21 protein-coding genes are annotated in these 24386 nt (G+C 39.5%); 17 read left to right on the forward strand and 4 right to left on the reverse strand.

The genetic code is table 11. From position 1 onward, the window contains the following. Positions 1 to 19 precede the first annotated feature (19 nt). The 13 genes from mltG (at position 20) to umoD (ending at position 14065) form a co-directional block, all read left to right on the forward strand. Positions 20 to 1042, forward strand: coding sequence for an endolytic transglycosylase MltG (gene mltG / locus M998_RS18615; protein WP_068444653.1), 1023 nt, complete (start codon positions 20 to 22; stop codon positions 1040 to 1042). Between the two features lie 8 nt (positions 1043 to 1050). Further along, positions 1051 to 1677, forward strand: coding sequence for a dTMP kinase (gene tmk, locus M998_RS18620; RefSeq protein ID WP_068444651.1), 627 nt, complete (start codon positions 1051 to 1053; stop codon positions 1675 to 1677). Positions 1678 to 1689: 12 nt separating this feature from the next. Beyond that, positions 1690 to 2682, forward strand: coding sequence for a DNA polymerase III subunit delta' (holB, locus tag M998_RS18625; RefSeq protein WP_068910235.1), 993 nt, complete (start codon positions 1690 to 1692; stop codon positions 2680 to 2682). A gap of 13 nt (positions 2683 to 2695) precedes the next feature. After that, positions 2696 to 3484 (forward strand): metal-dependent hydrolase, encoded by a 789-nt coding sequence (locus M998_RS18630; protein ID WP_068910237.1) that lies wholly within the window; start codon positions 2696 to 2698, stop codon positions 3482 to 3484. Positions 3485 to 3535: 51 nt separating this feature from the next. Then, positions 3536 to 3886: a purine nucleoside phosphoramidase gene (hinT, locus tag M998_RS18635; RefSeq protein ID WP_068910239.1), complete on the forward strand. Its 351-nt coding sequence runs from the start codon at positions 3536 to 3538 to the stop codon at positions 3884 to 3886. Between the two features lie 23 nt (positions 3887 to 3909). Continuing rightward, entirely contained in the window at positions 3910 to 4311 is a 402-nt protein-coding gene (locus M998_RS18640; RefSeq protein WP_231906730.1) for a YcfL family putative periplasmic lipoprotein, read from the forward strand. A 2-nt stretch (positions 4312 to 4313) separates the two neighbouring features. Continuing rightward, on the forward strand, positions 4314 to 4892 hold the full coding sequence (gene lpoB, locus M998_RS18645) for a penicillin-binding protein activator LpoB (protein ID WP_068444638.1): 579 nt from the start codon (positions 4314 to 4316) through the stop codon (positions 4890 to 4892). Further along, positions 4885 to 5757 carry a phosphotransferase gene (locus tag M998_RS18650; RefSeq protein WP_068910241.1) on the forward strand — a complete coding sequence of 291 codons (873 nt, stop codon included), beginning with the start codon at positions 4885 to 4887 and terminating at the stop codon, positions 5755 to 5757. The genes lpoB and M998_RS18650 overlap by 8 nt, the downstream gene beginning before the upstream one ends. 63 nt (positions 5758 to 5820) lie before the next feature. Then, positions 5821 to 6843, forward strand: a complete 1023-nt coding sequence (gene nagZ / locus M998_RS18655) for a beta-N-acetylhexosaminidase (RefSeq protein ID WP_068444631.1) — start codon at positions 5821 to 5823, stop codon at positions 6841 to 6843. 1288 nt (positions 6844 to 8131) lie between these two features. After that, entirely contained in the window at positions 8132 to 9484 is a 1353-nt protein-coding gene (locus M998_RS18660; protein ID WP_068444628.1) for an OprD family outer membrane porin, read from the forward strand. 112 nt (positions 9485 to 9596) lie between these two features. Beyond that, complete coding sequence (locus tag M998_RS18665; RefSeq protein ID WP_068444624.1) at positions 9597 to 11216, forward strand: bifunctional metallophosphatase/5'-nucleotidase; 1620 nt, start codon at positions 9597 to 9599, stop codon at positions 11214 to 11216. 397 nt (positions 11217 to 11613) lie between these two features. Further along, the gene (locus M998_RS18670) at positions 11614 to 12918 is read left to right on the forward strand and encodes an NAD(P)/FAD-dependent oxidoreductase (protein ID WP_068444621.1); all 1305 of its coding nucleotides are present in this window, start codon (positions 11614 to 11616) and stop codon (positions 12916 to 12918) included. A gap of 547 nt (positions 12919 to 13465) precedes the next feature. Further along, on the forward strand, positions 13466 to 14065 hold the full coding sequence (gene umoD, locus M998_RS18675; RefSeq protein ID WP_068444619.1) for a UmoD family flagellar biogenesis regulator: 600 nt from the start codon (positions 13466 to 13468) through the stop codon (positions 14063 to 14065). Between the two features lie 99 nt (positions 14066 to 14164). On the opposite strand, the gene mfd is transcribed toward umoD, so the two are convergent. Then, the gene (gene mfd / locus M998_RS18680; protein ID WP_068910252.1) at positions 14165 to 17608 is read right to left on the reverse strand and encodes a transcription-repair coupling factor; all 3444 of its coding nucleotides are present in this window, start codon (positions 17606 to 17608) and stop codon (positions 14165 to 14167) included. A 206-nt stretch (positions 17609 to 17814) separates the two neighbouring features. Here mfd and lolC point away from each other — a divergent pair, with 206 nt between their 5' ends. The 3 genes from lolC to lolE are packed head-to-tail and all read left to right on the forward strand — an operon-like array spanning position 17815 to position 20958. Further along, complete coding sequence (gene lolC / locus M998_RS18685; RefSeq protein ID WP_068910242.1) at positions 17815 to 19017, forward strand: lipoprotein-releasing ABC transporter permease subunit LolC; 1203 nt, start codon at positions 17815 to 17817, stop codon at positions 19015 to 19017. Further along, positions 19010 to 19711, forward strand: coding sequence for a lipoprotein-releasing ABC transporter ATP-binding protein LolD (lolD, locus tag M998_RS18690; RefSeq protein WP_068444615.1), 702 nt, complete (start codon positions 19010 to 19012; stop codon positions 19709 to 19711). Before lolC ends, lolD begins: the two co-directional genes overlap by 8 nt. Further along, positions 19711 to 20958 (forward strand): lipoprotein-releasing ABC transporter permease subunit LolE, encoded by a 1248-nt coding sequence (gene lolE / locus M998_RS18695; protein ID WP_068910243.1) that lies wholly within the window; start codon positions 19711 to 19713, stop codon positions 20956 to 20958. The genes lolD and lolE overlap by 1 nt, the downstream gene beginning before the upstream one ends. A gap of 55 nt (positions 20959 to 21013) precedes the next feature. Here the strand turns inward: lolE and M998_RS18700 are convergent, their stop codons facing one another. Both M998_RS18700 and M998_RS18705 read right to left on the reverse strand, forming a co-directional pair. Then, positions 21014 to 21577: a class IV adenylate cyclase gene (locus M998_RS18700; protein WP_068910245.1), complete on the reverse strand. Its 564-nt coding sequence runs from the start codon at positions 21575 to 21577 to the stop codon at positions 21014 to 21016. Between the two features lie 87 nt (positions 21578 to 21664). Further along, a complete protein-coding gene (locus tag M998_RS18705; RefSeq protein ID WP_068910247.1) occupies positions 21665 to 22162 on the reverse strand; it encodes a TIGR00645 family protein in 498 nt (165 codons plus the stop codon). 346 nt (positions 22163 to 22508) lie between these two features. Between M998_RS18705 and cobB the strand changes: the two genes are divergently transcribed. Beyond that, positions 22509 to 23357 carry a Sir2 family NAD+-dependent deacetylase gene (gene cobB, locus M998_RS18710; protein WP_068446519.1) on the forward strand — a complete coding sequence of 283 codons (849 nt, stop codon included), beginning with the start codon at positions 22509 to 22511 and terminating at the stop codon, positions 23355 to 23357. A gap of 44 nt (positions 23358 to 23401) precedes the next feature. On the opposite strand, the gene M998_RS18715 is transcribed toward cobB, so the two are convergent. Beyond that, entirely contained in the window at positions 23402 to 24112 is a 711-nt protein-coding gene (locus M998_RS18715; RefSeq protein WP_068910248.1) for an SDR family NAD(P)-dependent oxidoreductase, read from the reverse strand. Between the last annotated feature and the right edge of the window lie 274 nt (positions 24113 to 24386).

The raw sequence follows: 24386 nt of genomic DNA on the forward strand, positions 1-24386 counted from the left end.
TTGTTTAAGTGGACAATAAATGAAACTAGCGAAAAAAATCACCCTTGTTGTCTTTGCTGTTGCCCTCATTGCGGCAATAGCAATTTATTTGCAATACCGTCAAGTGATTAATTATGCACAGGCGCCTATTAATTTAGCGCAAGAAAAAATACTCACGGTTCCTTCAGGCACGGGACGTGTTGCGTTAGAAGCTTTGCTAGTTAAAGAAAATATTATTGATGAAAACAATCAATTTCAGTGGCTGTTAAAACTCCGCCCAGAGCTCGCTAAAATGAAGGCCGGGACTTATCGTTTACAGCCTGCTATGAATGTAGAGCAACTATTAAGTTTGATAGCCAGTGGAAAAGAGGCTCAATTTTCTATTCGCTTTATCGAAGGAAACCGGTTATCTGATTGGAGCGCCATATTACGTGACGCGCCTTATTTGGAACATAAATCACAAGATACAACTCAAGCTGAGCTGTATGCGATGATTGGTTTTGATGGAGACGGTATTTTAGAAGGGTGGCTATACCCTGATACTTATTTATATACAGCAGGAACAGCGGATACCGATATACTAAAACGCGCGCATACACGAATGAAAGCGAGTCTTGATGAAGAGTGGCGTGGACGTGACAAAGATTTACCGTATAAAAACGCGTATGAAATGCTGATAATGGCTTCTATCATTGAAAAAGAAACAGGTATTGATAGCGAAAGGTCGCAAGTGGCTTCTGTATTCGTTAATCGATTAAAGAAAAATATGCGTTTGCAAACAGATCCAACCGTGATTTATGGGCTAGGTGATAAGTACCGTGGTAAAATTTTTCGCAGCGACTTAGATAACTATACTGCTTACAATACCTATCGTATAGAGGGTTTACCGCCAACACCAATTGCAATGCCGGGATTAGCATCCATTAAAGCTGCGGCGCATCCAGCTAAAACAGATTATTTATATTTTGTCGCAGATGGCACAGGTGGACACACATTTAGTCATAACCTTAACGACCATAATCGTGCGGTCAAAGTTTATCGAAAAATCGAACAGCAAAACTGATAAGTAAAATGAAAAATCAATTTATTGTTATTGAAGGATTAGAAGGTGCGGGAAAAACAACGGCAATTAATACGGTTGTTGAAACGCTCAATCAAGCAGGAATTAGCGACATTGTTTTTACCCGAGAACCCGGTGGGACACCTCTCGCAGAGCGGTTGCGTGAGCTGATTAAACAAGGTATCGAAGGGGATAAAGTCACTGATAAAGCCGAACTGCTGATGCTGTATGCTGCTCGAGTTCAATTAGTCGATACGGTTATCAAGCCTGCTTTAGCCAGTGGTAAATGGGTCGTTGGCGATCGCCACGACCTTTCGTCACAAGCTTATCAAGGTGGTGGACGTAACTTAGACCGGCAGCTTATGCAGTCGTTACGCGATTTAGTTTTAGGGGATTTTAAACCCGCATTAACGTTATATCTTGATTTACCGCCTGATTTGGGCTTGCAGCGCGCTCGTTCTCGTGGTGAGCTCGATAGAATTGAAAAAGAGTCTGTTGCTTTTTTTGAGCGTACCCGAGCACGCTATATTGAGCTTGTCGCAAAAGATGACAGTATTCTGACTATCGATGCAAGTCAAAATATTGAACAGGTACAAGAAGATATTCGCACGACTCTTCAGCAATGGCTCGCAAAATAAGGTTGTTATGTCATGAATTGGTACCCTTGGCTAAATGAGACATATCGCCAATTAATCGCGGCATATCAAGGTGGTCGTGGGCATCATGCATTGCTATTGCACTCTTTACCGGGTAATGGTGCTCAAGCACTTTGTTATGGGATCAGCCGTTGGTTAATCTGTCAAAATAAAGAGGGCTTGAAAAGCTGCGGTGAATGTCATAGCTGCCGTCTAATGCTCGCAGGTACACATCCGGACTACCATGTTTTGGAAACTGAAAAGGGTAAGCAGACGGTTAGCGTTGATGCGGTTAGAAAACTAACCGAAACGTTGAGTAGCCATTCGCAGCAAAGTGGTGCAAAAGTTGTTTATATACCCAATACTGAAGCATTAACGGATGCGGCGGCAAATGCACTGCTTAAAACGTTAGAAGAACCCTCAAAAGAGACCTATTTTCTCCTCGGGTGTGAAAAGCAAGAAAACCTATTAGCGACTTTACGCAGCCGTTGTTTAACGCATTATTTACCAGCGCCAGACCAACAAATCGCGCTATACTGGCTACAAAAAAACGTTCCTAACGTAAACTTAGATAATGCCGTTACTGCGTTGATGCTGTGTCAAGGTGCGCCTATTGCTGCGGCAACATTGCTCGAACCGGGTAATTGGCATAAACGAGGTACACTGTGTAATGAACTTGAAATTGCACTGCAATGCGCAGATATGCTGAAGTTACTACCCGCTTTAAATACGGATAATTGCCCTGAATTAATAGGGTGGTTATTAGGGTTATTTGCGGATGCAATAAAATTACAGCAAAATGCAGGGCAATTTTGTGTTAATCATGATCAAGTACCACGTGTCACCTTGTTAGCGACGACGATGACCAGCTCACAGTTAATTAAAGCCTATGAGCAATGGCAAAATTGCCGTTATCAATTGTTAACTGTACCAGCACTTAATCAGGAATTGATCCTGACAAATCAGTTATTACAATGGGAAGCATTAATTGCTTCACCTTCATTATAGAAAAGAGTGAAATATGTTTGTTGTTGATTCGCACTGTCATCTCGATTGTTTAGATTATGAAAAGCTCCACACGAATATCGATGATGTCATCACCAAAGCATCACAACGTGATGTCCGTTTTATGTTAGCCGTTGCCACGACACTGCACGGGTTTGACAACATGAAGCAACTTATTGGTAAGCGCGATAATATTGCGTTTTCTTGTGGTATTCATCCCTTGAATTTAGACGAGGGATATGACTTTGAACGTTTAGCACAACTTGCCGCGGGAAATGAAGTCGTTGCCTTGGGTGAAACTGGGCTTGATTATTACTATCAACAAGAAAATGCCGCATTACAGCAAGAATCTTTTCGTCAGCATATTCGCATTGGCCGCCAAGTTAACAAGCCGGTGATTGTGCATACTCGTGCAGCTCGTGAAGATACAGTTTCAATTTTACGAGAAGAAAAAGTCACGGATTGTGGCGGTGTTTTACATTGTTTCACAGAAGATAAAGATACGGCTACAGAATTACTCGACTTAGGGATGTATATTTCATTTTCCGGTATTGTTACTTTCCGTAATGCGGAGCAAATACGTGAAGCTGCACGCATTGTTCCTTTGGATAGAATTTTAGTCGAAACAGATTCACCGTATTTAGCGCCGGTACCGCATCGTGGTAAAGAAAATCAACCTGCATATGTACGTGATGTTGCTGAATATATGGCCGTGCTAAAAGGTATTAGCGTGGAAGAAATGGCGAAAATTACGACGGAAAATTTTAATCGTTTATTCCATTTGAATGTAGGCGAAAAAGCATAACACATTAATTTATAATAAATTAGTCAACATTGAATTATTGAGGAAGTTGAAATGGCAGAAGAAACAATTTTCAGTAAAATTATTCGACGTGAAATTCCTGCGGATGTGGTTTATCAGGATGAGCTGGTGACTGCATTTCGTGATATTTCTCCGCAGGCTCCATCTCATATTTTAATCATTCCTAATAAACTTATTCCTACAGTAAATGATGTAACGACAGAAGATGAGCAAGTATTGGGACGCTTATTTATTGTTGCTGCTAAGATTGCGAAAGAAGAAGGCATTGCAGAAGACGGCTATCGTTTAATTATGAACTGTAATGCGCATTCTGGACAAGAAGTGTTTCATATCCACATGCACCTTGTCGGTGGACGTCATTTAGGTCCATTGCTTGCAAAATAATGAATAAGCCAATGAGGTGCGCTGTGATAAATATTAACCGATTGTTTGTACTCTGTATTATGACTTTTGTGTTGAGCGGTTGTATCTGGGGTAAAAATAATGGGCTTATTTTTAATGAACAACAGCGCATCGTTATGGAGCCTTCTGTTCTTGCTGAAGGCATCATTGTTGAAAATCCAATAATTCGAGTGGAAAATTACCAAACTGTAGCCACAATTAATATGAGTAATATACAGGCATATCCTGTGGCTGTGCTATATCGCATCTATTGGTATGATGAAAAGGGCTTAAAAATAGAGACAACGGCGAGCCTAGAGAAAAAAATACCGGCGAATTCTTCGGTGAGTGTGAAGGCGATTAATCCCTCACCGCTTGCGCGTAATGTACGCATTTATATCTTCTTACCACCAACGGCTGGAGAATAGTAATGAAACGGATCTTATGGGTTGCAGTGGCAACGTTAGTATTGGCTGGGTGTCCTTCCTATCCTCCACAAGAACCAGTTAAACAACCTCCTATAGTTCCGGTGGAGCCTGATCAACCACCGCAAGTGACACCACCGCCAACAGATACTGTACCTACACCTCCAAAGCAACAAACAACGGATTGGTCTGCATCGATAAGTCCTTTAGTTGGCCAAATGGCGTCAGCGGAAGGGGTTGAAAGTGGCAAGGTATTATTGGTCGATTCAGTAAAAAACAATACTAACGGCACATTGCCCGTACAAGTTGTCACCTCTACCATGACGAAAGCAGTGGAAAATACCAACCGCTTTAAAGTCGTTCCACAAGGGGTAGTGAGCGCGGCGCGTAAAACGTTAGGACTGTCACAAGAGGATAGTTTAGTAACTCGTAGCAAAGCAATTGGTTTAGGGCGTTATGTGCAGGCTGATTATGTGATTTATAGTGTCATTTCTGGTTCAAACAAAGATCGCAGTATTGAAATGCAGCTTATGGAAGTGCAAAACGGTGAAATTGTTTGGACTGGAAAACATAATATTGAGTAATGTCAGGGCGTTATATTCTCTGCTTGCGTGTTATTATCCTCGTATTTTACAACAAAATTGGGAAATAACGTCATTAACAGGGTTGTCTGGTGGGAGTTATTTAGTACAAGCCAAACACGAGATTAACCCTGTTATTTTAATTGCTCGAGCGGATGGAAAAGCGCAATCCTGTTTGTATGTGAACCGCTCTAAAGAAGCGAAAATTTTAAAGCAGCTTCAACAATTTCCCTATTCACCAAAGTTTATTGGTCGGAATAAGCATTGGTTGCTGCTAAATTGGTGTGAGGGCGAAAACCCAACGAGTAGTGCTTTCCTTTCAACGCATTTTCAAAGCCAGCTTGCCAATATCATCGGGCAACTTCATTGCTGTCCATTATTTAATTATCAATTACAACTGCGCCATGAAATTGCTCATTACGGTTATTTAATCGATAAAAAAAGGCAATCTCCTCGTTGGAGCAAACTCCATCATCAGTTTCTATCTATTCCTATGCCTAAAATATTGAAACTTGCGCCTGCCCATATGGATATCCATCACGGGAATGTTGTCGTTGATGATCGCGGAAAAATGACTTTATTAGATTGGGAATATGCCGCTAATACTGATATCGCTTTTTCGTTAGAAACCTATTTTCAGTTCAATGGTCTTAGTGAAGAACAGCAGGATTTTTTCCTGAGTCAATATTGTATTACTCAGGGCGCTTACAAGGATAAACAACGTTTATCTCATCACTGTAAACTGTGGGCACCTTGGGTCAAATATATGACGTTAATGTGGTATGAAGTGCAGTGGAATGAAAGTCATCAACCCCAGTTTTTGTTACAATCATCTTCATTAAGGCAGTATTTTAACTTGTTGGGTTAATGACTGAAGAACATTACCGAGCAAATAATAATTTGTGAAATCGTTAAATAAGTGAGGCATGTTATGGGTCCGATAATGCTGGATGTTCAGGGTTACGAACTGGATAATGAAGAACGCGAAATATTAGCACATCCGCTGGTTGGCGGTTTGATCTTATTTACCCGTAACTTTCATGATGCAGAACAGTTAAGAGAATTAGTGCGTCAAATTCGTGATGCATCAAAACACCGTTTATTAATTGCGGTGGATCAAGAAGGTGGCCGCGTACAACGTTTTCGAGATGGTTTTACGGCATTACCATCAGCACAGGCTTTTGCTGCATTGAATAACTCGATGGATGGCGGTAGGCTAGCACAGGAAGCAGGGTGGCTAATGGCATCTGAAATGATCGCGATGGATATTGACATCAGCTTTGCACCTGTACTCGACCTTGGACACCAAAGTATTGCTATCGGTGAGCGTTCCTTCCATGAAGATCCTGAAATTGCGATGGTAATGGCAGAACGCTTTATCAAGGGAATGCACAGTGCGGGTATGAGAACCACAGGAAAACATTTCCCAGGGCATGGTGCGGTAAAAGCAGACTCTCATAAAGAAACCCCTAGAGACGATCGCCCGTTAGAAACTATTCGTGGCAAAGATATGTCAATTTTCAAAGATTTCATTCAGCGAGAATTACTTGATGCTATCATGCCAGCACATGTTATTTATAGCCAAGCAGATGAAAGACCCGCGAGTGGTTCCCCATTTTGGTTAAAATCAGTACTTCGCGAACAGCTTGGTTTTAATGGTGTGATTTTCTCGGATGATTTATCGATGGAAGGCGCTGCCATAATGGGGAGCTATCCAGAAAGAGCGGAAGCCTCATTAAATGCAGGTTGTGACATGATCCTAGTCTGTAATAATCGTGAAGGTGCGGTGAGTGTACTTGACCATTTGCCTAAACAGCAGGCTAGCCAAGCATCTAAACTCTACCATAGTGGTCGCCAATATAGCTTAAAAGAGTTACAACAAGTTGAGCGTTGGAAAGAGAGCCATCGTCAATTAGTCGATTTACACCAAAAATGGCAATCGCATCGTCAGTAGTTAAATGACATTAATTTCGTTACACCAGCCAATTAACGTTTTGGCTGGTGTAAAAATATTCATAATCATTCTTAATGTACTTTCCGTCATTAATACCTGTCTATAAAAAGTTACCCGTAACGTCGGGGCTTTCCCCATAGTAAATTTATAATATACATTAAAAATAATTATCATTTTGGTTTGGGCTTGACTATTTTATCGCCTTAGCCAGAAGAGGTTAAGTAACATACTGATTAAATATATTCGGTTATTGCGTTAAATGTGGAATGTCTGTTTTACTTTTTTTAAACTAATTACGAAAGAAAAACCAAATTTGACAAGTGATTTTAGTCTCTTGTTGTTGGGGGTATTGTCTGTATATATTGATTAATTTAAAATAAAATACTAATGATAATTGTTGAATATTAGCTTAAAGCTGGGATAAATCTAAATAATTCATAAAATACAGAATTATAAATAGTGGTGTAAATAATATTAATGTAGCAATGTTTAACATAGAGCTATTAATATTTAACGTATATTTTCACTAATTCAGATATAGAGTGATAAAAATAACAGAATGCGATAATTAAAATAAATAATCTAGAAATTGATAAGCAAAGTTAATTTTTGATCAACGTTTAATTCAATTTTTATTTTATCTTAAATGTAATTCAAATAGTTTTTAGGTATTTAACCTGAAAAGTGATAATCATGTTTAAATAACATTCAATTGTGACTTTTATCACACAAAGAAGATAATAAAATGCAAGTGATGTAACAGGTTGTGACAGTGATCGTTTTAATCGACAGAAAATTCCTATAGCATTCACTTTATGATGGCTTCCTAACGATTTGGATAATTAAAGGCTAACGAGTCAAAGTATGAAAATCGATAAAAAAACAGCCAAAAATTTCAAGCAGAAATGATATGCAGCTCAAGGGGGAAACACCTCAAGGCTATATTTTACTGCTATTTAATATAAATAAAAAATAGTGAGTTTGAAGATATCTATTTGAAAATTTACTAAATAATCGACAATTGATTGGATTTTATACAAGTGTTAAGTCGTATTCTTAATACTGAGCCTTATATTGTCAAAAATTAAGTAAACACAGGTGCTGTTTAATATAAGCATTGAATTTTTCGCGAAGAAAAAAAAGACTTTTGTGTTTGAAATGGATGTTTATTTTTTGTAAGTCAGTGAAGTTATTTTTTAAGCTAAATATAAAGATGGTGTTTTATTGCCAATGGAAACATTGGCAAACATAAAATTAATTCAAATAATCATTAACTAGGTTTATTTCAATGAAAGTTAAAAATATTGTTTTATTAATGCTTTCTCCTTGCTACTTAGCCGTAGCTGCAGCCACTGCAAGCAATTGGGAAAATACAATCAAAGAAAACTCATTTATTGCGGATTCTGAGTTAGAGTTATCAACGCGCAATATGTGGAAGTATTTAAAAACAGAAAACCGTTTCGATAAAGAAGAGCAGCGTTACAGAAAACAAGTGGCTAACGCTTGGGGCCAAAACTTTCAGGCGGATTTTAAATCGGGTTATTTCGCGGACATTATCGGGTTTGATGCCTCTTATTATGGTGGTATTAAACTGGGGGCGAGTAAAGATTTCGCCTCTCGTGCCATTTTATGGAACGATGATGGACATGCGAAAGGTTATAACAAAATTGGTCAACGTTACGCAAAAGTTAAATTCGACCTTGATCCTGTTTTGATAAATGGTAAAGCAGGTTGGTTTACACTGAAAAATACCGGTATTTTTAGTAACTCACAACGCCTTTCTTTAAACAGCTATAGTGGTTATTACACCAATACCGCAATGGGCGATTGGAGCTTAGATTTACTGTATCTCGATAGCAAAGTTATGCGCCGTGATAGCCCAAATATTGACAGAATGTATTTCTCTGATGGGAATGGTGTTAGACAAAATGTAGACCACGTGATCACTGGTGGAATTAACTACAATTCAAAACCACTAAAAGTCTTCTATTTTTATGGACAGGCAGATGATCTATTCCGCCAACAAGGTCTTGAAGCGAAATATAAACTGACATCCGATGTCACATTAGGTACGCAAATTTACGGTCATGAGTATGGTAGCGATGGCAAACGTACTCTAGCAGATGGCGCAAAGGGTAAACGCAATTTCGATAAAAGAGCATGGCACTATGCTGGAACTGTTGAATGGAGAATTCCAGAGTCACCATGGACACTTAGCTCAGGTTTAACCCACACAACAGCCAAAAAAGAAAATGGAGTAGGGCAATTTGCACGTAACCCTATCGGAAATACGCGTGGTCGCTTTAATTCACCAGCATATGCGGATATCGACTATGTTCGTGATGGTGAGACCATGTTAGCAATGGCTGCCGAATATAAAGTGAGTAAAGAACTTTCTGTTGGTGCACGAACTAACTACAGTGAATTTTCTTATTCAGGCGAAAGATTAAAACAAGGTCAATTGGGTCTATTTAGTTACTGGAAACCAACGGAAAACCTATCTGTTTCTTTAAGTGGTGGTATTGGTTGGCATCACCAGCAAGAAAACGATTACACAACACCAAAATTATATGATGGCCACTCACAACGTGCGCACTCATTATCTGGTTCAATGACAACGACATATCGTTTCAAAATGTAATCTAGCTATACGCAAGCTATATCAAATGGTAGATGGGAGGGTTAGGTTTAACTCTCATCTGCAATAAGAATTTTTTGTGTATATATTAGTGATATATAAGAAGGTAAAAAGAATGAAACATAAAATTGGGCTGCTTACACTGGTTATATCAGCTGCTTTATTAGCAGGCTGTGCGCCAAAAACGACAGATACGGTAAAGGTTCAAGTTATTGGTATCAATGACTTCCATGGAGCGTTACAAGCGCCGGGAGATGGCAAGTTAGGTGGTATTGAATCTATTGCAACGCTAATTAATCAATTAAGAGCGGAAAATAATAAGACTATCGTTGTGGGAGCCGGTGACCTTGTTGGTGCGAGCCCATTGCTGTCATCTATGTTTTATGATGAACCCACTATCGAAGCATTAAGTGCTATTGGCATGGAAACGAGTGCTGTAGGTAACCACGAATTTGATAAAGGCAAAGAAGAGTTACTCAGAAAGCAAAATGGTGGATGTCATCCAACAGCGGGTTGTGTTGGGAAAGATTCATTCGCAGGGGCTGACTTTAACTATTTGGCCGCTAACGTGATAGTAACAGAAACAGGTGAAACCCTGTTCCCATCATACTTTATTAAAGAGTTTGATGGCGTTCCTATGGCATTTATTGGTTTAACGCTTGAAGGGACACCGGCGATCGTAACGCCAAGTGGTACAGCGGGTCTTGAATTTAAAAACGAAGTTGAAACTATTAATAACCAAGTGAAACTATTAAAAGCACAAGGTATTAATAGTATCGGTGTTTTGATCCATGAAGGTGCAACGCAACAAGTTGATACTAAAGTTAAAGATATTAACCGTTGTGATAATATCAAAGGCCCAATTGTTGATATCGTGAATCAATTAGACGGTGCTGTAGATTTCGTGGTGAGTGGTCATACACACCAAGCGTATAATTGTGAAATTAATGGTAAAACAGTTATATCAGCACAATCTAACGGTACATTAATTTCGCAATTAAATATTGAAATTGATAAGAAAACCAAAGATATTGTTAGCATTAAAGCAAAAAATATTCCAGTTGAAACAAAACGTTATGAAAAAAATCCTGAGCTGACTTCTTTTGTTCAGAAATATGAGCGCATTTCTTTGCCTATCGCTCAGCAAGTAATGGGAACATTGAATGCGTCTGCAGATAAAAAATTAACGCCAGCAGGTGATTCGTCTCTGGGTAAAATTATTGCAGATGGACAGCTCTACGCTGCGTCTTCAAAAGAAGCTGGTGGGGCACAAATCGCATTTATGAATAGCGGTGGTATCCGTGCAGACCTGAAAGCGGGTGAATTAACGTATGGTGATATCTTTACGGTACAGCCTTTCTCTAACGTTGTGGTAACGCAGTCACTGACAGGTGCACAAATTAAACAAGCGCTTGAACAACAATGGGATCGTGCTCGCCCACAAATCATGCCAGTATCTAAAGGCTTCTATTATGAGTGGGATGATAATCGTGCTGTAGGTGATAAAGTTATCCCAGGTTCGATGAAGTTTAATGGTAAACCCGTTGATATGAATAAAAGCTATCGCGTCGCAGCGAATGAATTTTTAGCAACAGGTGGTAGCCGTTTCTCTGCATTTAAACAAGGTAAAGATAGAGTTTATAGCTTACCTGACAACGAAGCACTGATGGAATACTTTAAAGATAACTCGCCAGTTTCAGTACCGACTGATGTGCGCATCAAAAAAGTTAATTAAGGTAAACGTCACCTTAGCGATTTAAAAAGCATCGCATTCAATAACTGCTAAAGCCTGAAAATAGTGATTATTTTCGGGCTTTTCTCGTTTTATTTCCTTACTGCAAATTAAAGTAATAATTCTCATTATCAAATGATGTAGACGATGAGCTGTTATTTGATTAGTATCAAATAGTCCATGGCTGACTCGTTTCATTTTTTTCGTAAAATGATTTGACGATTGTGATTGTTGTCATAATAATCAATCAAATTGATATGAATCAATATTTGGTATGACCAAATGACCAAGCGTGATATTCTTTAGTTAAATAGTGTAAGTGTTGGTTAATTAATGTTATTTAAGACTTTTGTGATGAAAAATCTTAAATAACATTAATATATTTTATATCGAGGGGCATATGACCTTTTCTCAACCTAAAATTGTCGTCATCGGTGGTGGTGCTGGTGGATTAGAACTTGCCACTCGCTTAGGCCGTAAACTTGGCCGTAAAAAACGCGCTGAAATTACGCTGGTTGACCGTAATCCAAGTCATTTATGGAAACCGTTATTACATGAAGTCGCGACCGGTTCTTTAGATGATGGTGTTGATGCCATCAGCTATTTGGCTCACGCTCGTCATAACGCATTTAATTTCCAATTAGGTTCTCTAACAGGTATTGATCGCGACACTAAGAAAGTCATCTTAGGTGAATTACGCGATAAAAATGGTGAACTGTTAGTGCCTTTGCGTGAATTGGATTACGATATTTTAGTCATAGCACTTGGCAGTACCTCTAATGATTTTGGTACTCCTGGGGTGAAAGAAAATTGTATTTTCTTAGATAGTCCTCATCAAGCACATCGTTTTCATGATGAAATGCTGAATCTCTTTTTACGTTATTCAGTACGTGATAACGCGGAAGAAAAAGTAAATATCGCGATCGTTGGCGCGGGTGCTACAGGGGTTGAGTTATCTGCTGAGTTGTATAATGCCGTTGAACAATTAACGAGTTATGGCTTTAAAGGATTAGATACGGATGCTCTTAATGTGACATTGGTTGAGGCTGGTGAGCGGATCTTACCTGCGTTACCTTCACGTATTTCGGGGGCGGCCCATCAAGAACTGAATAAATTGGGAGTCAACGTACTAACCAAAACAATGGTGACTAGTGCGGATGAAGATGGCCTTAATACCAAAGATGATGGCAAAATACGTGCAGATTTGATGGTTTGGGCGGCAGGTATTAAAGCTCCTGACTTTATGAAAGATATCGCAGGGTTAGAAACAAACCGTATCAATCAGCTCATCGTTAAACCAACGCTGCAAACAACATTAGATGACACCATTTTTGCGATTGGTGATTGTGCTTCATGTGCTAAACCTGAAGGCGGGTTTGTTCCACCAAGAGCGCAGTCGGCTCATCAAATGGCAAGTCGTTGTTATGATAATATTATTGCCATGATGAAAGATAAGCCATTGAAAGATTATATCTATAAAGACCATGGTTCATTAGTGTCACTGTCTCGCTTTAGTACGGTTGGTAGTCTGATGGGTAACTTGATGCGTGGTGATATGATGGTAGAAGGTCGCATTGCACGATTTGTTTATATCTCACTCTATCGTATGCACCAAATTGCATTACATGGTTATGTAAAAACGGGATTAATGATGCTAGTCGGGAGTATCAATCGTATTATCCGTCCTAAATTAAAATTACATTAATTAACCTATCTCGCGTTAGGCCTTCTTGATAAAAAGCACCTTAATTATTTAAAATAATAAGGTGCTTTTTATCTTTATTAATGATTTACCTGCTTGTACTCCTTTAAGTTGTCGATGAGACTACTGCAATTTGAATTACTCTGGATATAACTAAAAACTATCGATGCTAAATAAGTTAAAAGTAAACTAGATATGATATTTAAATAAATTTTCAACCAAATAATTGGATGATAAGGCGATTTTTTTTCTGAATACTAGAATGATTTATTTTGTTATTAGTTAAATTAACATGGCGTTAAAAATTTTAATTTATACATTAAAATCATGTGGATAAATGGTTGTTAGTTTTTTTTGACTTTAATTGTTAATTAAATGGGCGTTATTTGTTTTGTGATATTAGATATATTGATGAATTAAATAACAAATTTAATGAATAAATCGCTCGATTTTAAGATTATTCCAAAAAAACACACTTACTGTATGTAATCATCGAATTATCCTGATGAAAGGCTACAATAGGGTTATTCTATTTTTACTGGGGCGCACAATGAAGCTAAAGTTTAAGTTGCTATTAGCAGCATTAGTGGTTTGCCTTATCGTATTTTCGCTTATTTTTTTCGTTCGTTCTCCAGATGCTAAATTCGCAACGGTATTATCGACAGAGCCGATTAAATCAAATCGGCTTGTTGAATATGAAAATTGTTCAGTAACCGGTGTACTGGGCTCATTTAGCCAAGAGTCACTTTCTCGTTTTCATCCAGCGCAAAGTGAATGCAAAATGGTTTTTATGATAGAGGCGCTACAAGGCAAATTGTTTTTTCCATTTTCTAATGATGAAGAGAGAACTTGTGTGAAGACACAAAGAATGGAGCAGGTTATTGTTGGTTATGATGTGGTTTACCGTATAGGTAATAGCATTGGTAAGGTGAGGGCAGGATACGATCCAGGTATGTTTATTCCTCTCAATGACGATGGTCGATTAAATTTAACGCTTTCTAATGCAACCGTCTGTGAAACTTTGCGTAGTGATGTTAAAGATGTCGTTCCGTTTTACTGTATCAAGCAGAGTGAGTTAGCCCTAAATAAAGATGCATCTCAAGTATTGGAATTACAGCCAAGCAAAAATACTTATGGTTTTTTTGAGTAAAGAATAAACGGTTGAAGCACTGAAATATTAAGGCTATCAATATATTGCGTATAGCAATGTTGTATTGATAGCCTTTTTTGTTGTTATGGTAATAAATTGTTATGGCAATAAATTTTCTTCGAAATCAGTGAGAAGTTGCTTAATAAAATCAAGTCGCACAACTCTATCTGCCAAATCATGGAAAAACTTCAATCGTACAGGGCCATCGAGGCGATAAGTCTTGGATTGTTCCTGTAATAAACGGATCAAGAAGCTCGGATTGACTTTATTTTTCTCACCGAACTCGATGAATCCACCTTTTTCATGCGCTTCGATACGTTTCACGCCAAGTGCTTGTGCTTGTAAACGTATTGCCGCAGATGCAAGTAAGAACTTAGCGGCGTCAGGTAACTTACCAAAGCGATCGATTAATTCAGTCCGTAGATCATCAAGTTCTGATTTTTCTTTGGCGCTAGCAATGCGCTTATAGAAAGAAAGCCGGATATTAACATCATGAATATAATCATCGGGTAGCAAGACTGGCATACGTAATTCAACTTCAGTCTGCTGACTGGTGAGATCTTCAAGGGAAGGCTCGCGTCCTTCTTTTAATGCATCGACGGCGCTTTCCAATAATTCCATATATAAGGTAAAGCCAATTGTCGTCATTTGGCCACTTTGGTCTTCACCGAGTAACTCACCTGCGCCACGAATTTCAAGGTCATGAGTTGCGAGTGCAAATCCAGCACCCAAATCTTCTAAGGATGATATTGCCTCGAGCCGTTTATGGGCATCGGTTGTCATCGCTTTTGGATGAGGCGTTAGCAAGTAAGCATAAGCCTGATGATGAGAGCGTCCCACACGACCACGTAATTGGTGCAATTGAGCAAGGCCGAAATGATCAGCTCGTTCGATAATAATGGTATTTGCGGTTGGAATATCTATCCCAGTTTCGATAATGGTTGTGCAGATAAGCACATTGAAACGTTGGTGGTGAAAGTCATTCATAACTCGTTCCAATTCACGTTCCCGCATTTGACCATGACCAACAACAAAGCGTGCTTCAGGAACCAATTCTTCCAAGCGTGCTTTTGCTTTTTCAATGTTCTCTACATCGTTATACAGGTAGTAAACTTGGCCGCCACGTAAAGTTTCTCGGAGTATTGCTTCGCGTACGACTAATTCATCATATTGACGTACAAAGGTTTTAACCGCCAAACGACGTGCTGGTGGTGTGGCAATAATCGATAAGTCACGCATTCCACTCATTGCCATATTTAATGTTCGTGGAATAGGGGTTGCCGTTAGGGTAAGGATATCGACATCGGCGCGCATCGCTTTAATACGTTCTTTATGGCGAACACCAAATCGATGTTCTTCATCAACCACGAGTAAACCTAAATCTTTCCACACGATATCGCTTTGCAGTAATTTATGGGTACCAATGAGGATGTCAACTTTACCTTCAGTGGTTTCAGCAATAATGTGTTGTTGCTCTTTTGCTGTTTTAAAACGCGAGAGCATTTCAATACGAACCGGCCAGTTAGCAAATCGATCTTTAAAATTATCAAAGTGCTGCTGAGCAAGTAGGGTTGTAGGAACTAAAACAGCAACTTGTTTGTTATTATTAACGGCAAGGAAGGCGGCACGCATAGCAACTTCTGTTTTTCCAAACCCAACATCACCACAAACAAGCCTGTCCATCGCTAATGGTTGGCACATATCACTTAAAACAGCATTGATTGCCATTTCTTGATCAGGCGTGGTTTCATAAGGAAAACCTTGGCAAAATTCTTGATATTGTTGTTTATCGTGCTTGAAAGCAAAGCCTGCTTTTGCCGCACGTTGGGCGTATACGTCGAGTAATTCTGCAGCGACATCACGGACTTTTTCGGCTGCTTTTTGGCGAGCACGACCCCAGCTATCACTGCCGAGTTTATGCAATGGCGCATTATCGTCCGCCCCGCCAGCATAGCGGCTAATGAGATGTAATGATGAAACGGGAACATATAGCTTGTCGGAACCCGCATAGGTGAGTATCAGATACTCTGCTTTGATCCCACCGGCTTCCAGAGTGGTTAACCCTTGGTAGCGACCGACACCGTGTTCAATATGGACAACCGGTTGTCCAGGCCGTAGTTCGGCAAGATTTCGAATCAGAGTATCGGTGTTAATGGTGCGGCGGTTATCTGCACGCCGGCGCACAACACGCTCGCCTAATAAATCACTTTCGCAAATCAACGCCTTGTTTAAGGAAGACTGAATAAAACCGTGTTCAGCTGTACCAATGGTGATGGCGAAGCGATTATGGGTTGGGCTAGCATAACTATCAATTATTTCAGGTCGAATTTTTAACCGAGCTAATAGCTCATTCACGGTTTCACGGCGGCCTTCACTCTCCACTGAAAAAACAATCGTGCCATCAAAGTGTTCGGTAAATTGACGCAATTTTTCGAGCGGTGTTTTACTTTGGCCTTGAGTGCCAATATCCGGCAGTGGTAAATAATCTAAATTAGTATTTGCTGCTTTATCGGCGAGTTGCTCCGTGGAGAGTTGAACGCGAGGCCATTTTTTTAATGATTGATTAAGTTGTTCAACTGTCAGCCACAATTCACTCGGAGGCAGCAAAGGACGCATCGGGTCGACGCCACGACTTTCAAAACGTTGTTGTGTATCAGTTTGAAAACGCTCAGCAGCTTCTTGCAGACTTTGTGAGACGAGCAAGGTATTGTTCGGTAAATAGTCAAACAAAGACGGTAGCGGTTCAGGGAAAAATAGCGGTTGCCAATATTCAATCCCGGTTGGTAATGTATTTTTGCTCACCTGTTGATAAATATGTTCAGGATCACGACGAACCTCGAAGCGTTCGCGCCACTGGCTACGAAAACGTTCAATTGCCTCTTTATCGGTTGGGAACTCATGAGCCGGTAGCAAATTAATGCGACTAACTTCTTCTAATGTCCGCTGAGAATCCACATCAAAGGTGCGTAAACTGTCAATTTCATCATCAAAAAAATCGATACGAAAGGGTAATGAACTGCCCATCGGAAACAAGTCAAGCAATGCGCCACGAGTTGCATATTCCCCATGTTCTAATACTTGTTCCACATGGCGATAACCTGCTTTATCGAGTTCATCTCTGAGATTATCACGGGATAGTTTATCTCCTTTTGCCATCACTAAGGCATGGCCCGTTAGAAAGTCAGAAGGACACACTTTTTGCATTAGGGTATTAACCGGTAAGATTAATGCGCCTTTTTGCAAGTTTGGTAAACGATAAAGCGTCGATAAACGCTGAGATATAATCTCTTGATGAGGCGAGAAATTATCGTAAGGTAGGGTTTCCCAATCGGAGAGTGTCTCGATAGGATAATGAGTAAACTGTTGAATTTCATCTCTTAATCTCAGCGCATTTTGCATATCGCGAGTAATAATGACAACAGGCCCCTGATGACGTTCTATCATCTCTCCACATTCAAGCGCACCAGCAGCCCCGATCAGGCATCCTAAATGGCGGACATCACCACTACGACTAGGGAGTTCATAACGAGTTTTTGACGACATAAAAATATTCGGCTTCTCACAGCAATGAGTTAAATAATTATGAGTAAAGCAACCTGCTTTACCCCGTAATTTGTCTGAAAGTAACGCAAACAGGCAGTCAATAATAAAAAAAACCACAAAACCGAGGCTGGGTGGTTCCATTCATCAATCGTACCCTTTATTATCGCTGAACACTTCGCTTTGGCAACAGGGGCATCAAAGATTTCATGCAGCAATCTGTCTCATTATTTATAGGCCTGCGCTATATGCGCGGACGAGCTGCCGATAAATTTGGCCGTTTTGTATCTAGCTTATCGGCAATTGGTATCACACTAGGGGTTGCGGCGTTAATCACAGTCACCTCAGTCATGAACGGTTTCGAGCGATCGCTACAAGATAGCATACTTGCCTACATGCCGCAGGCTATATTGACGTCGCCAACAGGAAATATTGATCCAAACGCATATCCTATTTCGGGCTTACAGCACTTGCAGGGTGTTAATCACATTTCACCCATTGTGCAATCAGATGTAGTACTGCAAAGTCGCGCCAATGTAGGTGTTGGCATGATGGCGGGTATTGACACGAAAGAACGTTCTCTTTTATTAGATAATTTGATTAGCGGTGACCGTAACGATTTGCAAGCCGGCAGCTATAACGTTTTTTTAGGTAATAAACTGGCTGAAAACTTAGGTCTTAAGCGTGGAGATGAAGTCCGTTTAATTATACCGGGTGTGAGTCAATTAACCCCAATGGGGCGCATTCCAAGCCAACGTCTTTTCACGGTCGCGGGTATTTTTCAAACAAATGGCGAAGCGGATACGAGCGAACTTGTTGTTGCACAGCAGGACGCTGCGCGTATGTTGCGTTATCCCGCTGGCCGCGTGACAGGTTGGCGTCTTTATTTGGATGAGCCACTTAAAGTGGATGTTTTGAGTAAACAAACATTACCTGAAGGGTTGGTTTGGACTGACTGGCGAGAGCGGAAAGGTGAATTTTTCCAAGCAGTTAGAATGGAAAAAAACATGATGGGGTTACTGCTTAGCTTAATTATTGCTGTGGCGGCATTCAACATTATTACTTCACTTTCGTTGCTCGTTATGGAGAAGCAAGGTGAAGTCGCTATTCTGAAAACCTTGGGATTAAAACGCAGCCGTATATTAGCGATATTTATGATCCAAGGGGCAGGCGCCGGTATCATAGGTAGTGTGATTGGTACCTTGTTAGGGATATTGCTCTCTAGCCAATTAAATGTCTTGATGCCGTTAATTGGATTGCTTCCAAAAGGTGTTGCACTACCGATAGTGCTCGATTATTCGGGAATTTTAATTATTGCAGTTTCTGCAATGCTGATTTCATTGCTTGCTACGCTTTATCCTTCTTGGCGAGCGGCTGCGGTACAACCTGCTGAGGCTTTACGTTATGAATAAACAACCACTTCTTGTCTGCGAAAATTTAAGCAAGGTCTATCAAGAAGGCGCATTATCGACAGAAGTGTTGAAAAATGTCAGTTTTTCGATAAGTGAAGGCGAAATGATGGCGATTGTCGGCAGCTCAGGATCGGGAAAAAGTACTCTATTACATCTATTGGGTGGGTTAGACACGCCATCAGAAGGTAATGTTATTTTTCGTGGGCAGCATATTAATCAGCTTTCTTCAGATGCGAGAGCTGCTATTCGTAATAAAGACCTTGGGTTTATCTATCAATTCCATCATTTGTTACCTGATTTTAGTGCACTAGAAAATGTCGCAATGCCATTGCTAATTGGTGGAACGTCAAAAGAACAAGCCTTTGCTAAGGCAACCGAAATGCTTGATGCGGTTGGACTTGCTCACCGAGCTGGGCATAGGCCTTCTGAGCTTTCAGGAGGGGAGCGCCAGCGTGTCGCGATTGCGCGTGCTTTAGTTAATGACCCTGCGTTGGTGCTGGCGGACGAACCGACAGGTAACTTGGATTTACGCAATGCGGATGCTATTTTTGAATTATTGGGCGAACTTAACCGTAAGCAACGCACCGCATTTTTAGTCGTCACGCATGATATGAAACTTGCACATCGTTTATCGCGACAATTAGAGATGCGTGATGGGCATTTGCAGCAGGAAGTTACTTTGGGGGCGATGTAATGTCAAAAATGCCTCTTACGTTACTAACGGCATTGCGTTTTAGCCGAGGACGCCGTCGAACCGGTATGGTGTCGTTGGTTTCTATTGTTTCAACGCTCGGTATTGTATTGGGTGTTGCGGTGCTGATCATTGGATTAAGTGCCATGAATGGTTTTGAGCGAGAACTAAACAATCGTGTACTTTCGGTTGTTTCTCATGGGCAAATCTACGCCGTTAAACCGCCGTATAAAGATTGGAGTTTTGCTGAAGAAGCGATCCGTAAAACACCGGGAGTGCAAGGAGTTAGCCCTTATATTAATTTTACGGGGTTATTAGAGCGGGGGGCTAACCTAAAAGCGATTCAAGTCATGGGGGTTTCCCGTGAAACTCAAACGCAAGTCAGTGCATTGCCAGAATTTATTCTTAATGATGCGTGGCAACATTTTGAAGCGGGTAAGCAATCCATTATTCTTGGGCAAGGTGTTGCTAACTCACTGAATGTTAAAGTGGGTGATTGGGTGACTATTATGATCCCTAACACAGATGCTAGCTTAAAAATCCAGCAGCCTAAGCGTATTCGAGTACAAGTTTCAGGTATTTTTCGTTTAAGTGGTTTACTTGATCACCAACTCGCACTCATTCCGCTTGCGGATGCACAAGCGTATTTAGGCTATGGGGATGGGATTACGGGCTTTGAAATCAAAGCAACGAACCCATTTGAAGCCGATAAAATTGTCTATGATGCGGGTTTGAAAACGATGCACCATGTGATCGTTAAGAGCTGGATTGGCGATTATGGTTATATGTACAATGATATCCAAATGGTTCGCAGTATTATGTACTTAGCCATGATCCTAGTCATTGGCGTGGCGTGTTTTAATATTGTCTCAACCTTAGTGATGGCAGTAAAAGATAAAAGCAGTGACATTGCAGTGCTACGTACTTTAGGCGCTAAAGACCGACAAATTCGCGCCATTTTCTTATGGTATGGCTTACTCAGTGGCTTAATTGGTTCTATTATTGGCGTTGTACTGGGTGTGGTGATTTCGCTTAATTTAACCACGTTAATTAAAGGGTTAGAAAGTATTATTGGGCACTCGATCCTTTCGGGCGATGTCTATTTTATTGATTTTTTACCGTCAGAATTACACCTAATGGATGTTGTGTATGTACTACTGACAACCGTGATACTGAGTTTAATTGCAAGTTGGTATCCAGCGCGACGAGCAAGCAAATTAGACCCTGCACGTATTTTAAGCGGGCAATAATTTATTGTTAATAGAGCCGGACACGGAGTATTTAATTGTCCGGCTCAATGTATTTTCAATTAACGGTCTCTTTATTTTTCTTTTCTAAAAACATATGCTTATAGCTACGTTTTTCAATTAATTCGTCATCAAACCCATAATTCTTAGCCACAGACAGCAGTTTTTGGTTAAGTGTATCTAACAACGTTTCATCGTCCGTCATTATGGCAAATTCAGCAAACCAACCAATATCAGCAAGATGGTCGAGGGTGATGTGAACATCTTTTAAAAAATAAATACTACGGGTCTTCGACGCTGTTAAATTGCATTGGTAACCTAGAGTTATCAACATATTTTTGACGTGATTGCAGTCATCTATATTAATGGCCTTACACTCTGAGGAACTCGGCCCTTTAACTATCCATAATTTAATACCTGAAGGTGTCATTTCTCTAACACACATGCTGATATTTTGCTCAGCAAGGGTCGCTGTTTGGCTATCAAAAAAATAATCAGTTTCTATATTATTTTCAGTAAAGGGTTCAGCACCGTCTTGCATAAGCTGATGTAAAAAAATTTGTGGGTCTGCTAGTCTAAATTTAATCTCAGCTTCGTACTTGCCAACAAAATGGTTACTCATTTTTTTGTTCACTTAGTAATGGGTTATTATCTCAATAGATAATGTGATGTAACCACTCAGAGTGGGGAAGTCAATTAAATTAGCCAGTTAATAAGCTTCTTTTTTCGTCATCTTATCGAGATAGCCCATGACAAAGGCGGAAAGAACAAAGGTTAGGTGGATCACGACATACCACATTAATTTGGTATTCTCGACATTTTGTAGATTCATGAAAATTTTCAATAGATGAATCGATGAGATAGCGACGATAGAGGCTGCGACTTTATTTTTTAGGGAAGTTGCATCCATCGTACCAATCCAACCTAATTTATCACTATTCTCAGGGATACTAAGCTGAGAGACAAAATTCTCATAGCCTGAAAACATCACCATGACTAATAATCCGCCAACCAGTGCCATATCTATCAATGATAATAGCGTGAGGATTAGGTCAGCCTCTGGAATGGCTAAAATATTAGGTAGAATATGAAAAAGTTCTTGAAAGAATTTAATCGTTAATGCAAGCAATGTAAGGGACAGCCCAAAATAGATTGGAGCAAGTACCCAGCGCGAAGCATACATTGTTTTTTCGAAGAACTTTTCCATGTAAACCCTTTTATGTAATGAAAGATGATAATAAGTAAAACTGTATGTCACATTTTAACGTTTTGAGGGCATGTGGATAAAGTTTTTTTTTGTTAATATTAGTTTGTTATAAATAAAATTAGATTAACCACAGATCTAACGTAAATTTTCGTATCGAGTTGAAATTGATTTACTCGGGCAATAGCTAAATGCATCTTGAATTATTTCGCGTATAGTATGTTAGCATCTAAGATTATAAGTGATGACATAATGTATGGTGTGATTTATTGTTTGGAATAATTTTGAGCAAAGCATATTTCACTAAAAATTGTCGTTAAATGCATGGATGAAAGGAAGTTTTTTGATGTTGCGATATCGTTATAGATTAAAAAAGACCAAAAAGAACAAGAGTGTACGCCGTCAGCGACTTCGCAATCGTGCTTTCTATATAGATAGTAGACTAACGAATATGAAAAAAGTGAACATCGTTGTATTAACAGGGGCAGGTATTTCTGCTGAGTCTGGTATTCAAACATTTCGTTCAGCTGATGGATTATGGGAAGAGCACTGTGTTGAAGATGTGGCGACACCCGAGGGGTTTGCTCGAGATCCTCAATTAGTCCAACGCTTTTATAACGAGCGACGCAGACAACTGCAACAAGAAAATATTAAGCCTAACGCAGCGCACTTTGCGTTAGCACAGCTAGAAGAATTATTAGGTGATCGGTTTTTATTGATTACGCAAAACATTGATAATTTGCATGAAAGAGCGGGAAGCAAACGTATCGTTCATATGCACGGTGAATTGCTCAAAGTACGTTGCAATTGGTCAAATCAGGTATTGGAATGGAAAGGCGATTTGGATATGGATGAACGCTGCCATTGCTGCCAATTCCCACAACCATTGCGCCCCCATATTGTTTGGTTTGGTGAAATGCCATTAGATATGGATCGTATTTACCAAGCGATTGAACAGGCAACGATTTTTATTTCTATCGGTACGTCTGGACATGTTTATCCCGCAGCAGGTTTTGTCCATGAGGCTAAATTACATGGCGCACATACCGTTGAGCTTAACTTAGAACCGAGTCAAGTGGAAAGTGAGTTTGAAGAAAAATACTATGGCTTAGCAAGTAAAGTGGTTGTTGAATACATCAATAATTTAATTACTGAACTCAATGTGGTCAGCGAAGCTAAATTAAATAAAAGTAAATAACATCTAATTAAAGGGAGTGTCATACTCCCTTTGTGTTTCATGCTTTAAACGTTCATGTCCATCATTGCTGGCATTGTTATTTCTTTTACACAGGTTGAATTGCTTGTACTAAGAATAAATTGAACTGCACTAACAACATCTTGCAATGGAATTAAATTGCCTTCACTTTTTTCTATTACTTCATCAAGGGGTAACGATAATGGGTATTCAGTCGCTAAGTAACCTAAATTAAGTACAGATATTCCGATTCTATCTTGGCGTAATGTTTCTCTAAGTGATTGCACAATGCCTCGAAGCGCGTATTTTGTTGCAGAAAAGGCAACTTCTCTACCATTGTGATTATCTAATCCCCATGTCGAACCAATTAATATCACCTTACTATTATCTGCTAACCTTAAGTTTGATAACATCGCTTTTAGGTTTAATAGGCAAGCGCTGATGTTAGTTTGGATTATATTGAGTAATTCGACATCATCAGTTTCCTCAAAAGAATATTCATCCATAAAGGCGAGTTTCTCCCAAATTCCCACATTATAGATAAGCGTATTAATGGGTTGATTTTCAATCACATTCTTAATTGATTGAGCGCAATTAAGTGTATTAAGGTCAGCTTGGATCCAATGAAAATTATCTTGTTTGAAAGGAGGTGCTGAGCGTGAAACGCCATAAATAAGGTCATTGCTGGACGGAATGCCTTCAACTAACGCTTTACCTAACCCTTTACTTACGCCGTAAATTAAAAATGTTTTAGACATTCTATTACCTATAAATTGAATAATAAAAATTAAATATTAAGCTAGATTATATAGCATAAATAACACAGATTATGATTGGCTAAAAATGCAATGGCTTATGATATTTAACTTAACGCCAAGATATTTAACTTATTATGATTAAAATAAATAAAACCAAACTAATACTAAATTATTATTTTTTTCTATTTAGGGAGTAGATAAAAGCAATAAATAGGTACTTTGGGAAAAATGAGACTATCGTATTAAATAATCTTGATGTATTTAATTAAAACCG

The sequence above is a fragment of the Providencia heimbachae ATCC 35613 genome, from assembly GCF_001655055.1.
In the GTDB taxonomy this organism is placed as follows: domain Bacteria; phylum Pseudomonadota; class Gammaproteobacteria; order Enterobacterales; family Enterobacteriaceae; genus Providencia; species Providencia heimbachae.

What these genes read in the sequence shown, in the direction of transcription:
- mltG (WP_068444653.1), top strand. Translation starts at nt 20, where the DNA reads ATGAAACTAGCGAAAAAAATCACCCTTGTTGTCTTTGCTGTTGCCCTC.
- tmk (WP_068444651.1), top strand. Translation starts at nt 1,051, where the DNA reads ATGAAAAATCAATTTATTGTTATTGAAGGATTAGAAGGTGCGGGAAAA.
- holB (WP_068910235.1), top strand. Translation starts at nt 1,690, where the DNA reads ATGAATTGGTACCCTTGGCTAAATGAGACATATCGCCAATTAATCGCG.
- M998_RS18630 (WP_068910237.1), top strand. Translation starts at nt 2,696, where the DNA reads ATGTTTGTTGTTGATTCGCACTGTCATCTCGATTGTTTAGATTATGAA.
- hinT (WP_068910239.1), top strand. Translation starts at nt 3,536, where the DNA reads ATGGCAGAAGAAACAATTTTCAGTAAAATTATTCGACGTGAAATTCCT.
- lpoB (WP_068444638.1), top strand. Translation starts at nt 4,314, where the DNA reads ATGAAACGGATCTTATGGGTTGCAGTGGCAACGTTAGTATTGGCTGGG.
- nagZ (WP_068444631.1), top strand. Translation starts at nt 5,821, where the DNA reads ATGGGTCCGATAATGCTGGATGTTCAGGGTTACGAACTGGATAATGAA.
- M998_RS18660 (WP_068444628.1), top strand. Translation starts at nt 8,132, where the DNA reads ATGAAAGTTAAAAATATTGTTTTATTAATGCTTTCTCCTTGCTACTTA.
- M998_RS18665 (WP_068444624.1), top strand. Translation starts at nt 9,597, where the DNA reads ATGAAACATAAAATTGGGCTGCTTACACTGGTTATATCAGCTGCTTTA.
- M998_RS18670 (WP_068444621.1), top strand. Translation starts at nt 11,614, where the DNA reads ATGACCTTTTCTCAACCTAAAATTGTCGTCATCGGTGGTGGTGCTGGT.
- umoD (WP_068444619.1), top strand. Translation starts at nt 13,466, where the DNA reads ATGAAGCTAAAGTTTAAGTTGCTATTAGCAGCATTAGTGGTTTGCCTT.
- mfd (WP_068910252.1), bottom strand. Translation starts at nt 17,608, where the DNA reads ATGTCGTCAAAAACTCGTTATGAACTCCCTAGTCGTAGTGGTGATGTC.
- lolC (WP_068910242.1), top strand. Translation starts at nt 17,815, where the DNA reads ATGCAGCAATCTGTCTCATTATTTATAGGCCTGCGCTATATGCGCGGA.
- lolD (WP_068444615.1), top strand. Translation starts at nt 19,010, where the DNA reads ATGAATAAACAACCACTTCTTGTCTGCGAAAATTTAAGCAAGGTCTAT.
- lolE (WP_068910243.1), top strand. Translation starts at nt 19,711, where the DNA reads ATGTCAAAAATGCCTCTTACGTTACTAACGGCATTGCGTTTTAGCCGA.
- M998_RS18700 (WP_068910245.1), bottom strand. Translation starts at nt 21,577, where the DNA reads ATGAGTAACCATTTTGTTGGCAAGTACGAAGCTGAGATTAAATTTAGA.
- M998_RS18705 (WP_068910247.1), bottom strand. Translation starts at nt 22,162, where the DNA reads ATGGAAAAGTTCTTCGAAAAAACAATGTATGCTTCGCGCTGGGTACTT.
- M998_RS18715 (WP_068910248.1), bottom strand. Translation starts at nt 24,112, where the DNA reads ATGTCTAAAACATTTTTAATTTACGGCGTAAGTAAAGGGTTAGGTAAA.